Here is an 11,834-nt window from a genome sequence, read left to right on the forward strand (position 1 = left end):
TTTGTTGATTTTGTAAATCAAATCTTGAGTGTTTACTTATCTTAACATGATTTGGTTTTTTTACGCCTACCTACTTACTCCCAATCTTTTGAGTACCGGCTAACAGCCAAACCACGATAATTAGACCCCAAATCATCAGCGCAGTACCCGGATACAAAAACAGCCACCGAGGACTGTAAAGCAGCAAAAATCGCAGGTGCCGCCAGCCATCTCGCCAAGTTCGCAAGTGCGGCGGACGGCTGCGGCCGTCGGGAGAAAGTACGGTTGGGACTTCAGTTATCCGCAATGTGTACAGAGATGCTTTGACTACCATTTCGCTAGCAAATTCCATCCCCGTTGTTTGCAAGTCGAGTTTCAAAATTGACTCTCTCCTAAAACCCCTGAGTCCGCAGTGAAAATCGCCGGCGGGACTTGCAAAGAATAGCCGCCCAACCCATGTCAGCACCGGATTTCCTAAATATTTGTGCAGCGGCGGCATTGCACCCGGTTTGATGCCCCCTTGAAAGCGGTTTCCCATCACTAAGTCGAAACCTTCTCGCAATTTGTTGACAAAAGCGCCGAGGTTTGAAAAATTGTAGCTGTCGTCAGCATCGCCCATGATAATATAAACTCCGCGCGCTGCGATGATGCCTCCCATCAGGGCGCTGCCGTAGCCTTTGGCTGCTACGGGCACAACTCTCGCTCCCATTCTGGTAGCGATAGCTTGAGAGCCGTCAGTGCTGCCGTTGTCTGCTATGATGACCTCGCCTGCAATATCAAGTTCGCGCAGTGACTTCTGTGCCTTGTCGATGCAGATTTCTAAAGTTTCTGCTTCGTTCAGACAAGGCATGAGTATCGATAGTTCTAGAGTGTATTCTCCGCTTGGGTTGGTCTGCTCTGCCATATATTTGTTTCACTCTCGATCGCGCTCGACCATACTTGATTTTCCTGTATCTCTGCTGAAAATATTAGTGGTGAATAAAACCTAACACAACTTAATTAAAGTTTTTCAGGTTTTTGGGAACGGCAATTTTTGATTGTACTATAGGTTAGTAAACTTATGAATAGAAGCGTTTTTCTGTTATTGCTGGCTGCCATATTGTGCGGCGTCGCAGGTCAATTTAGTCTGAAGGCAGGAGCTAAAATATTAGGGCCCATTGGCGCTGCTAATTTAATAGAAAAAATTATAGCAATGGCTACTCAGCCGTTGATAGTAGGTGGTCTTTCTTTGTATGCAATTTCTTCGATCGGGTTTATTGTAGTTTTGTCGCGGGCAAACCTTAGCATAGTCTCGCCTTTACTGTCAATTAGTTACCTATTTACTGTTTTAGGTGGCAAACTTATATTTCACGAGCCTTTGCCGCCGCTGCGGTTGGTAGGCGTAGGGCTAATTATGACAGGAGTAATTTTTGTACTCAGAGGTCAAGCTGGGGGAGTGACTGGAGGCAACTAATACGATTTTAGATTTTAGATTTTAGATTTTAGATTTTAGATTGACGATTGGAGAATTTTAAATTAAGTCCACAGGTGAATATCACGGATATTTAACTGAGTTCTAAAATTTAGATTCGGAAGTTAAGTCAGGGTTTCTATCGGTTGTGGGGCGGTGGAAAGGGTGTATGTGAGTTTTTTTTCCTAAAATAATGCTGCTGTATGTCTAATATTTCTGAGCCTGTGAATCCCAATCAATTATTGAGAGATCGCACCGCAGTTATTGCTACCATGCACCAAAAAGAACGGGTGATGGCTCCCGTTTTAGAACGAGAATTGGGCGTAAATATTCTAGTACCTGCGGAGCTTGACACTGACACTTTTGGCACCTTCACCAGAGAAGTTAAACGCTTAGGAACACAAATAGAAGCGGCTCGCCATAAAGCACAAAAAGCCCTAGAAATTGCGGGCGAAACTCTTGCCTTTGCCAGCGAAGGTTTTTTCGGCCCTCACCCAATGATGCCGTATCTGGCAGCTAACCGAGAAATAGTAATTTTATTAGATCGAGCCAACAATCTCGAACTAATCGGCGACTCTTTCTCCGTTGAAACTAACTACAGTCACCAGTTAGTTTCCAGTATAGAAGAAGCAGATGATTTTGCGAAAAAAGCGGGATTTCCCGAACACGCACTGGTTGTTATAGTTGGCGAGGCTGCCCTCGGTAACGGCGAAATTGTCAAGGGCATTAAGACAGAAAAACAATTTTTTGACGCTGTGACAGCAGGCTTAAAAAAATCGTCAACCGGTCGAGTTCACATCGAAACAGATATGCGGGCGATGTACAATCCAACTCGGATGAAAAACATCGAAAATGCAACTCTCGATTTAGTTAAAAAATTTAAGCAATTCTGCCCGGAGTGCGGTTGGCCGGGATTCGATATTGCTGAGACGAAAATCGGATTGCCCTGCGAACTTTGCTATTTTCCGACTCAGCTAGTGCGATCGGCAATCTCTAAATGCAAAAACTGCGGTTATACTAAAGAAAAACTATTTCCCGACGGTCGAGAGACTGCCGATCCTTCCCTGTGTCAATATTGCAACCCTTAGAAAAATAATTGGCTAAACTCAGTAAAATTTGCAACAATATTATTGATAGTTCCCTAATAAAAATCACTAATGATAGCCGTAGAAACAGAACGCAACTGGAAACCCGTTATTAAAGAATTTGAGGCTGTAGTTGGCAAAAATGGCGTCGTACAGCGCCGCGAAGAATTGATTGTCTACGAGTGCGACGGACTCGCCAGCTACCGCCAGCGCCCCGCCCTGGTGGTATTGCCTCGAACTACGGAGGAAGTGGCGCAAGTGGTCAAAATATGCGATCGCAACTCAATTCCCTGGGTGGCTAGAGGCGCAGGCACCGGCCTTTCCGGCGGCGCTTTGCCTGTAGAAAACTGCGTGCTGATTGTTACTGCCCTGATGCGAAAAATCCTGAAAGTAGACTTAGAAAATCAGCAAGTAGTCGTGCAACCGGGAGTAATTAATAACTGGGTAACGCAAGCAGTTAGCGGCGCCGGTTTCTACTACGCGCCCGATCCTTCCAGTCAAATTATTTGTTCGATTGGCGGCAACGTTGCCGAAAATTCTGGCGGCGTTCACTGTCTCAAATACGGAGTCACAACGAATCACGTTTTAGGATTAAAATTGGTACTTCCCGACGGTTCAATTGTCGATGTCGGTGGCGAAATTCCAGAAATGCCCGGTTACGATTTAACTGGTGTATTTGTCGGTTCTGAAGGCACTTTAGGAATCGCCACAGAAGTTACTTTGCGAATTCTCAAAGCGCCGGAATCAATTTGCGTTCTCCTAGCGGATTTTTCCAGTATAGAAGCAGCGGGCGAATCAGTTTCCGATATTATCAGCGCTGGTATTATTCCCGGCGGCATGGAAATTATGGACAACATCAGCATCAATGCTGTGGAAGATGTGGTAGCAACTGGATGTTATCCCCGCGATGCAGCGGCAATTCTTCTCGTAGAAATCGACGGTTTAGAAGTGGAAGTTGCCACAAACAAACAGCGGATTGCTGATATTTGCAAGCATAACGGAGCACGAAATATCACCACGGCAACCGACGCGGAAACGCGCCTAAAAATTTGGAAAGGGCGGAAAGCTGCTTTTGCGGCGGCGGGTCATCTCAGCCCGGATTATTACGTGCAAGACGGCGTGATTCCACGAACGCAAATGGCTTATGTTTTGAAAGAAATTGAGGGCTTGAGCGAGAAATACGGTTATCGAATTGCTAATGTATTTCATGCGGGAGACGGGAATTTGCACCCGCTGATTCTGTACGATAACTCGGTAAAAGGTGCGCTGGAAAAGGTGGAAGAATTGGGCGGGGAAATTCTCAGGCTTTGCGTGAAAGTTGGGGGAAGTCTTTCGGGGGAACACGGCATCGGTGCTGACAAGAAGTGTTTTATGCCGGATATGTTTTCGGAGGTAGATTTGGAGACGATGCAGTGGGTGCGTCAGGTGTTTAATCCGAAAGGTTTGGCGAATCCTGGGAAGATGTTTCCGACGCCGAAGACTTGCGGGGAAGCGGCGAGGGCTAAGGTTGAAACTTTTAAGAAGTTGGAGGGTGCAGAGGTTTTTTAATTGGCTATGTATTCGGGTAAGGTGAGCAGAAAAGCACCTGATAATTGTCTCTACAATGGGGAGGCAGAGCCTCTAAGTATGCGTTCCCAGCCAGAGTCTGGGAACGAGAAAAAACGATTTTTCTCGTTTTTTAGGAATGCGAGCATCCCGCTCGCTTGCTTGCCTATATATCACGTTGGTAAGGTGCAGATTGCACATTCGGCACTAATGTGCGATCGGCATTTTGATAGTAAATTCCGTGCCCTTGCCCAATTCCGAAGTACAATATAATTCGCCTTTGTGTCTTTCTACAATAATTTGATAGCTAATTGACAAACCCATTCCCGTGCCTTTGCCAATGGGCTTGGTAGTAAAAAATGTATCGAATATCTGCTGTTTGACTTCCTCAGTTATTCCCGGCCCGTTGTCGGCAATTTTAATTTCTACAAAATTGCCGACAACTTCCGTGCATATCCTAATCTGGCTGGAGTTATCTAGCATTTCTGGACAATTTTCCATGCTGTTCGCATCTTCTAAAGCATCGATCGCATTGCTGAGAATATTCATAAAGACTTGATTGATCGGCCCAGCAAAACACTCAACAGTCGGCAATTCTCCGTATTGTTTTACAATTTGAATGGGCGGCTTTTCTCCGTTCCCTTTCAAACGGTGATTGAGAATTAACAGCGTGCTGTCAATACCTTCGTGGAGGTTAACGGGTTTCATCTGTGAATCGTCATGCCGCGAAAAGTTCCGCAGCGACTGCACAATCTGGCAAATGCGATCGACACCAACGCTCATTGAAGAGAGTATTTTAGGTAAATCTTCAGCTAAAAAATCGAGATCATTTTTTTCTCTTTCCTCTTGAATTTCGGCGACTGGATTAGGATAGTGCTGTTGATAAAGTTCTAGGTGGTGAAACAAGTCTTGAGTATAATTTGTGAGATGAGCGAGATTGCCGTAAATGAAGCTGACGGGGTTGTTTATTTCGTGAGCGACGCCGGCAAGTAGCAATCCCAAACTAGACATTTTTTCGCTTTGAACTAATTGGGAATTAGTGGCTTTTAGTTCGTTAAGTGCGGCTGCTAGTTGAGCGGCTTGTTCTCTGCTTTGTGCTTCGGAATTATGCAATGCTTCTTCGGCTTGTTTGCGCTCAGTGATGTCTCTCTGTACGCCAATAAAATGAGTTAATTTGCCCATGCGATCGCGCACAGGAGATATTGAGAAACAATTCCAGAAAGCGGTTCCGTCTTTGCGGTAATTCTTTAATATTACCTTGCATTCGCTTTCTGTTTGCAAGGCTTGGCGAATTATTTCTACTGCCGCCGGATCGGTATCGCTTCCGTGCAAAAATCGGCCGTTTTTTCCGATAATTTCCTGCCGCCGATAACCTGTCATGCTTTCAAATGCGGGATTGCAATAAATAATTGGATTTTCGGGGTCAGTGGCGTCAGAAATTGTAACTCCGGTGCTAGTAGCCGCTATAGCTCGATCGTACAACCAAAGCATTTCTTCTGCGCGCTTGCGATCGGTAATGTCCCGTAGCGTAGCTAAATAAGCCATTTCTCCGTCCCATTCCGTTTCCACCACCCGCATTTCTACTACAGCATTTGCTTTTTGCTTGCGAATAGCTTCAACTTCTGTTTGCACGACGCGAGTTCCTGGTGCTTCTGTTTTTCCAACTTGTGGAATAATATCCGTCGCCATCTCAAGGTCGCAAGCTGAAACTTCTACTACTAAATTGCCAAAAAATGCTTGACCTAGAAGTTCCTCTGCCGTGCAGTTAAACAGCGCTTCTGCTGACTGGTTGGCAAAACAAACAAGTCCTCGCTTGTTAACGATTGCGATGCCGTCGGCATTTTTTTCTATCACATTCCGAAACCGAGATTCGCTAGCTTTCAAATCCTGCTTTAGCTGTTCCATTGCTCGCTCCATCTGCTGCATTTCGCACAGACTAAGACTATAAGCTTCGGAAATGTTGGCCTCGGTCGAATTCTCGGCTCTTTTTTTGGGAATCTGTTGGTAGTCTGTTCTATGGGTCATATTGTGAGCCGTTTTTTTAGGATTCCTGCTAATATTACTGAGCTTATTTTCGGGATCGCCTTCTTGAAAAAACATATTTCAACCCTACCAAATTATTGTTTAGATTAAGGTATTGCGATCGCCCAAATTTCCGGAAAATTTAGGGTGAGAGCAATTTACTCCCGATGCTAGCACATTACTTTTAGAATTCATCATAAGACATCGTTAAAATTCAAGAGCATTGCCATAGATTTATCTATTAAGTTTTATTAAGTAATTTCACCAACATTGACACTTACGTAGCGACACCAACTGTGCCAAGCTGGATATGGCTTCAATCCCCTTGCACTCACAAAATAATCAGTTCCACGCGCAAGTTCGACATATTTAGAAGCCACTGGTCAGTATAAAATATTATATAAGTTTGACAAAAAATATGGTTCAAGCTAAGCAGACTCATCTTTAATTTATTAAAAATAATCATAATTAGCCATTACCAAATCATCTCCCTGCCGCCAGATTTGGTATAGAATATAACTTGTCTATTTTTGCGATCGCAACTTCAAACCAATGGCACGTCTAGCACTTCTGAGCACATCCAATAAAACCGGACTAATCGACTTAGCGCGCAGTCTAGTAGAAGAATTTGAATTTGACATAATTAGTAGTGGCGGGACAGCAACGGCCCTCAAAGAAGCAGGCATCCCAGTCACCAAAGTTGCGGAATATACTGGTTCTCCCGAAATTTTGGGAGGGCGAGTCAAAACACTTCACCCACGAATCCACGGTGGCATTTTAGCACGCCGCGATGTACCGGAAGACCTCGCAGATTTAAGCGCAAATCAAATTCGGGCGATCGATCTAGTTGTAGTGAATCTGTATCCATTTGAAGAGACAATTTCTAAACCAGGAGTTACTCTAGCAGACGCAATTGAGCAGATAGATATCGGCGGCCCAGCAATGTTGAGAGCTTCCGCCAAAAACCACGCTCATTTGACAGTGTTGTGCGACCCAGAACAGTACAATACTTATTTAAAAGAACTGCGGGAAAATGGCGGTCAAGCATCCTTAGAGTTTAGGCAAAAATGCGCGCTGGAAACCTTCAAACATACAGCAAACTACGATCGCGCGATCGCAACTTATCTCAGCAGCAGCCAATCCGCTGAAGGCTCTTCGCTACCAGACGAGTTTAATTTATCAGGAAAAGAGTTGCAAACTCTCCGCTACGGCGAAAATCCCCATCAAGCCGCCTCCTGGTATCAAAGCGGAAGTACCCCGACAGGCTGGACGACTAGCACCATCCTGCAAGGCAAAGAATTAAGCTACAATAATTTAGTAGATTTAGAAGCAGCAAGGCGGCTAATCGTAGAATTTCCCGACACACCCGCCGCCGCTATTCTGAAGCATACAAATCCTTGCGGCACTGCCTTGGGAACAACTATTTCTGAAGCGTATCAAAAAGCCTTCGACACCGATTCAGTCTCAGCTTTCGGCGGAATTGTCGCCCTCAATCGCCCGATTGATGCTGCTACCGCAACGGCCTTAACTCAAACATTTTTAGAATGTATCGTCGCGCCGGGGTGCGAACCAGAAGCCGAAGAAATTATCAATAAAAAGGCGAAAGTTCGAGTATTAATTTTGCCAGATTTGACTCAAGGGCCGCCACAAACAGTTAAAATTATTGCAGGCGGTTTGCTGGTGCAAGACTCAGATAATGTAGTAGAAGAAACTAGCAAATGGCGGGTTGTTACTGAGAAACAGCCGACGGCGGCAGAGTTGGAAGAATTGCTGTTTGCTTGGAAAGTAGCCAAACACGTCAAATCTAATGCGATCGTTGTGACGCGCGATCGCACTACAATCGGTGTCGGCGCCGGACAAATGAATCGCGTGGGATCGGTTAAACTAGCATTGGAACAAGCAGGAGACAAAAGCAAAGGAGCGATTTTGGCCAGCGATGGTTTCTTCCCCTTCGACGATTCAGTCAAAACTGCGGCTGAGGCGGGCATAATTGCGATCGTCCAACCGGGAGGAAGTATGCGCGATCGAGATTCCATTGAAGCCGCCAACCAACTCGGAATCACAATGGTTTTCACCGACATCCGCCACTTCTTGCATTAATTAAGTTCGTAGCAATGACATTTTGCACCTCTATTATGAACAGGCAAGATGCCTGTTCCACAAAGAGTTAATTCTATTGTGGGTTGGGCTTCTAGCCCGCCCTCAAGCAATGATTGAATTTTTGTTCTTCCATCTTCCTTCTTGCATCTTCCTTCTTTCTTCTCCCATCCCTCCATCCGTTACATCCGTTACAGAATCCGTTGCCGAACTTCCTTCTTCTTCTATAACTAACGGCTATGACTAGCACAATTCAACCGCAAATTAAACCCCAAGACGTAAAAGTCAAAATCCTGCTCACCGGGGGACATCAATGCACCGTCACCCTCAAATCTGATACACCACTATTGCACAGCCTGATCAAAACATTAGTCGATCGCACCCAACAAACACTCAGTTTTTCGCCCTTATTTCAAATCCCCATAGACGACGGGCGTTCCACCCTTTTTTTTCCCGCCGAACACCTAGTCGGATTAGTCACAGAACCCCCAATTTACTTGCAGCAACTGCAACCGCAGCAGCCTGCAACTCCTGTAGAAATTCCCGCAGAAATTCCCGCAGAAATTCCTGCCCCTGCGCCGCCGGTAAATGACGACTTAATATCTCGCTACGCCCAAATAGACAACTTTTTGACCCCTGCCGAAAAGAACAAACTCCTTAAATATGTCTTAGCAAAAGAATCACAATTTGTCACTACCAGCACCTCAACCAATGCCGAAGATTACCGCCGTTCGATGGTACTCCACTCGTTCCCCGAATTTTCCGAACTGATGGTTAATCGCATCAAAGCAATTCTCCCCGACGTGCTGCAAAAATTAAATATTCCCTCATTTCCCCTGGGTGAGATAGAAGCTCAGTTAACCATGCACAATGACAACAACTTTTACAAACTTCACAACGACAGTGGCTCGCCAGATACAGCCAGCCGGTTTTTTACTTACGTTTACTATTTCTATCGAGAACCCAAGGCTTTTTCTGGTGGCGAGTTGCTGATTTATGACAGCAAAATCGAGAACAATTTTTATGTTGCGGATAAGACATTCAGAACTGTTGAACCTCGCAATAACAGCATCGTATTTTTTCTGAGTCGCTATATGCACGAAGTTTTGCGAGTTAGCTGTCCCTCGAAAGCTTTTGCTGATAGCCGCTTTACTATTAACGGCTGGGTACGCAAAGCAAATTGAGGTTAATATCGATTCCGGTTGCACCGGAATGCTTGTTGACTGTTCACTGTTGACTGTTGACTGTTGACTGTTGACTGGTGACTGTTGACTGTTGACTGTTGACTGGTGGTCGAAAAACTGAATGGTTGAGTGTTAACTGTTGCCTCGATTTTATTATTGCGATGCAACCGGAAACGATATCACATAATTTTGTCATTCTGAGTGAAGCGAAGAATCTCAAACTATTGCCACACCGTTACAATGCGTAAGTCCCGATATCTGAGATTCTTCACTTCCCAAAGCCTACCCTCAGAATGACAGAATTACCTTACTCAAAACTATTTAATTCTTACTCCAGTGCTCCAGCACTTTTGAGCAATTTCACCACGCTGGAATAACGTTTAAACTCAGCCAGCATTAAAGCTGTATAATTGCCGGGATTTTTGTGGTTTAGTTCTGCACCAGCATCAATTAAAACCTGTACAGCACCGACACAGCCCCGATGTGCAGCCCACATTACAGCCGTTGCGCCCGAATCATCGAGCAAGTTGACATCCGCACCTTTTTCGACTAATAATTGGACGATCGCCACATAACCTCGATCGCACGCTTTCATTAAAGCCGTTTTCCCCAAATCCGCCGGGACATTGGGATCAGCACCGCCGTCAAGCAAAGCCTTCACCGTCTCGGTATGTCCGTGAAAAGCAGCCAGCGTCAAAGCCGTCTCCCCAAAGTTTTTCGCATTCAGAAACTCAGCCCGATTTGAGTTTACTTTTTGCAGCAAAGCCGATACGATCGCACTATGGCCGTGAACAGCCGCCACCAGTAAAGGCGTATCGCCCAACCGATTTCTCGAACCGACACTAGCACCTCGGTTTAAGAGCAATTCCACGACATCTTCGCAGCCTTCAACCACGGCAAAATTCAAAGCAGTTTCATCATCTTTATCCTTAGCGTTGATATCGGCGCCAGCATCGAGTAAGATATGGGCGATCGCCGCATTTCCCCCAGCAGCAGCGGCCATCAAAGCCGTGCCCCCATCTCCATTTTTCACATTCACATTAGCACCCGCACCAAGCAAAGTTTGCATCACATCAGTATTGCCGGAATCCGCTGCCAAAGTTAAAGCAGTTTCGCCGTTTTTGTCGGGAATTTCTACATTAGCACCAGCAGCCAACAGCGCCTCGACAACAGCCAAATTTCCCGCCGTCGCAGCCAGCATCAAAGCAGTTTTGCTCTCTAGATTTTTAACATTAGCATCCGCCCCACAATTGAGCAAAATTCGCACAATTTCAGCGCTACCTTGACGGACAGCTAAAAACAGCATAGAATTGTCAGCAACAGCACCCGCATCTGCCAAAGCTTTGACAACAGCTTGATGACCCGATAAACCAGCTATTTTCAGAGCTGAATCTCCATCTTTATCTCGCACATTTACATCAGCATTAGCATCAAGTAAAAGCCGGATAACATTGATATCACCTTTCAGAGAAGCAGCCATCAAAGCGGTACTTCCATCATCATTTTTAGCATTAACATCAGCACCCGCAGCGAGCAAGAGCCGCACAGAGTCAGCCTGTTTGTGAGCCGCCGCCAGCATCAAAGCCGTCAAGCCAAAACGCCTGCTCACATGGTTGACATTAGCGTCATTGTTTAGTAAAATACGCACGATTTCTGTATAGCCCTTTTGGGCCGCAAACATCAAAGCCGTCGTCCCCTCAGAGTCTTTGGCGTTAGCGTTAACACCCTTAGCGAGTAAAGCTTGGACGTGAATAATGTTGCCAGTCTTGGCGGCTTGAATCAATACAGCGTCTTGTTTAGTGGCAGGCATAATAGTCTCTCATACCGTATATTTTTACCGTCGCACGAGACGGCCTGACTGGTATGCTAAGTTTTATGAAGTATGTTTGCTAATCCTCAGAACACTATGAATCTCGAAATTCCTCAGTCAGTGAAAGTTTGGAGCCAATTCATCCACCCAGTTTTAATGTGGGTACTGCTGGCCATCTCATTTTATGCTTTGTATCTGGGCATTCAAATCCGACGTACCAGAAGTGCGGAAGGCGAACTCAAAAAAGAGTTAATTAAGGGCAAATTCAACGTCAAGCACCACCAGATGGGTTCTTTGCTGTTAGCCTTGATGGTTACGGTGGCGATCGTGGGAATGGCTGTCACCTACATCAATAACGGCAAGCTATTTGTCGGCCCGCACTTGCTAGCAGGGTTGGGAATGATGGCCATAATTGCGATCGCAGCCTCGCTGACTCCTTTGATGCAAAAAGGCAATGATTGGGCGAGAAACGCTCACATCTTTCTGAATGTTGTGCTCTTGGGGCTGTTTGGCTGGCAAGCGGTAACAGGCGTGGAAATCCTGCAAAGAATTATCAGCAAAATGTGAGGATTTGGGTAAGATTGCTAATCACTAATTGTTTTGGGGCGATTAGTGATTAGCAATTTAATTGTCAGATTATCCTGAGTCTCCTTGTTATACAA

Annotated in this window: 10 protein-coding genes; 6 read left to right on the forward strand and 4 right to left on the reverse strand. The window is 45.4% G+C overall.

Annotated elements, in window-relative coordinates:
• Window positions 1–70 precede the first annotated feature (70 nt).
• Window positions 71–883 carry a glycosyltransferase family 2 protein gene (locus tag QUA16_RS06500; protein WP_333107224.1) on the reverse strand — a complete coding sequence of 271 codons (813 nt, stop codon included), beginning with the start codon at window positions 881–883 and terminating at the stop codon, window positions 71–73.
• Between the two features lie 156 nt (window positions 884–1,039).
• Between QUA16_RS06500 and QUA16_RS06505 the strand changes: the two genes are divergently transcribed.
• From QUA16_RS06505 to glcD, 3 genes are all read left to right on the forward strand, one after another.
• Complete coding sequence (locus tag QUA16_RS06505; RefSeq protein WP_333049640.1) at window positions 1,040–1,432, forward strand: transporter; 393 nt, start codon at window positions 1,040–1,042, stop codon at window positions 1,430–1,432.
• A gap of 200 nt (window positions 1,433–1,632) precedes the next feature.
• A complete protein-coding gene (locus QUA16_RS06510) occupies window positions 1,633–2,517 on the forward strand; it encodes a DUF6671 family protein (RefSeq protein WP_333107223.1) in 885 nt (294 codons plus the stop codon).
• A gap of 69 nt (window positions 2,518–2,586) precedes the next feature.
• Window positions 2,587–4,062 carry a glycolate oxidase subunit GlcD gene (glcD, locus tag QUA16_RS06515; protein ID WP_333107221.1) on the forward strand — a complete coding sequence of 492 codons (1,476 nt, stop codon included), beginning with the start codon at window positions 2,587–2,589 and terminating at the stop codon, window positions 4,060–4,062.
• Between the two features lie 204 nt (window positions 4,063–4,266).
• Here the strand turns inward: glcD and QUA16_RS06520 are convergent, their stop codons facing one another.
• Entirely contained in the window at window positions 4,267–6,084 is a 1,818-nt protein-coding gene (locus QUA16_RS06520) for a PAS domain S-box protein (protein WP_333181059.1), read from the reverse strand.
• Window positions 6,085–6,633: 549 nt separating this feature from the next.
• On the opposite strand from QUA16_RS06520, the gene purH reads away from it, so the two are divergent.
• Both purH and QUA16_RS06530 read left to right on the forward strand, forming a co-directional pair.
• Window positions 6,634–8,181 carry a bifunctional phosphoribosylaminoimidazolecarboxamide formyltransferase/IMP cyclohydrolase gene (gene purH, locus QUA16_RS06525; RefSeq protein ID WP_333107219.1) on the forward strand — a complete coding sequence of 516 codons (1,548 nt, stop codon included), beginning with the start codon at window positions 6,634–6,636 and terminating at the stop codon, window positions 8,179–8,181.
• Window positions 8,182–8,417: 236 nt separating this feature from the next.
• Entirely contained in the window at window positions 8,418–9,362 is a 945-nt protein-coding gene (locus QUA16_RS06530) for a 2OG-Fe(II) oxygenase (protein WP_333107217.1), read from the forward strand.
• A 43-nt stretch (window positions 9,363–9,405) separates the two neighbouring features.
• Here the strand turns inward: QUA16_RS06530 and QUA16_RS06535 are convergent, their stop codons facing one another.
• Window positions 9,406–9,558, reverse strand: a complete 153-nt coding sequence (locus QUA16_RS06535; RefSeq protein WP_333181060.1) for a hypothetical protein — start codon at window positions 9,556–9,558, stop codon at window positions 9,406–9,408.
• Window positions 9,559–9,690: 132 nt separating this feature from the next.
• Window positions 9,691–11,172 carry an ankyrin repeat domain-containing protein gene (locus QUA16_RS06540; protein WP_333107216.1) on the reverse strand — a complete coding sequence of 494 codons (1,482 nt, stop codon included), beginning with the start codon at window positions 11,170–11,172 and terminating at the stop codon, window positions 9,691–9,693.
• Between the two features lie 96 nt (window positions 11,173–11,268).
• On the opposite strand from QUA16_RS06540, the gene QUA16_RS06545 reads away from it, so the two are divergent.
• Complete coding sequence (locus tag QUA16_RS06545; protein WP_333107215.1) at window positions 11,269–11,739, forward strand: DUF4079 domain-containing protein; 471 nt, start codon at window positions 11,269–11,271, stop codon at window positions 11,737–11,739.
• The last annotated feature ends 95 nt before the right edge of the window (window positions 11,740–11,834 follow it).

The sequence above is a fragment of the Microcoleus sp. S13_C3 genome (assembly GCF_036700905.1).
Lineage (GTDB): Bacteria > Cyanobacteriota > Cyanobacteriia > Cyanobacteriales > Microcoleaceae > Microcoleus.

What these genes read in the sequence shown, in the direction of transcription:
- purH (WP_333107219.1), top strand. Translation starts at nt 6,634, where the DNA reads ATGGCACGTCTAGCACTTCTGAGCACATCCAATAAAACCGGACTAATC.
- QUA16_RS06510 (WP_333107223.1), top strand. Translation starts at nt 1,633, where the DNA reads ATGTCTAATATTTCTGAGCCTGTGAATCCCAATCAATTATTGAGAGAT.
- QUA16_RS06505 (WP_333049640.1), top strand. Translation starts at nt 1,040, where the DNA reads ATGAATAGAAGCGTTTTTCTGTTATTGCTGGCTGCCATATTGTGCGGC.
- QUA16_RS06520 (WP_333181059.1), bottom strand. Translation starts at nt 6,084, where the DNA reads ATGACCCATAGAACAGACTACCAACAGATTCCCAAAAAAAGAGCCGAG.
- QUA16_RS06540 (WP_333107216.1), bottom strand. Translation starts at nt 11,172, where the DNA reads ATGCCTGCCACTAAACAAGACGCTGTATTGATTCAAGCCGCCAAGACT.
- QUA16_RS06535 (WP_333181060.1), bottom strand. Translation starts at nt 9,558, where the DNA reads ATGACAAAATTATGTGATATCGTTTCCGGTTGCATCGCAATAATAAAA.
- QUA16_RS06530 (WP_333107217.1), top strand. Translation starts at nt 8,418, where the DNA reads ATGACTAGCACAATTCAACCGCAAATTAAACCCCAAGACGTAAAAGTC.
- QUA16_RS06545 (WP_333107215.1), top strand. Translation starts at nt 11,269, where the DNA reads ATGAATCTCGAAATTCCTCAGTCAGTGAAAGTTTGGAGCCAATTCATC.
- QUA16_RS06500 (WP_333107224.1), bottom strand. Translation starts at nt 883, where the DNA reads ATGGCAGAGCAGACCAACCCAAGCGGAGAATACACTCTAGAACTATCG.
- glcD (WP_333107221.1), top strand. Translation starts at nt 2,587, where the DNA reads ATGATAGCCGTAGAAACAGAACGCAACTGGAAACCCGTTATTAAAGAA.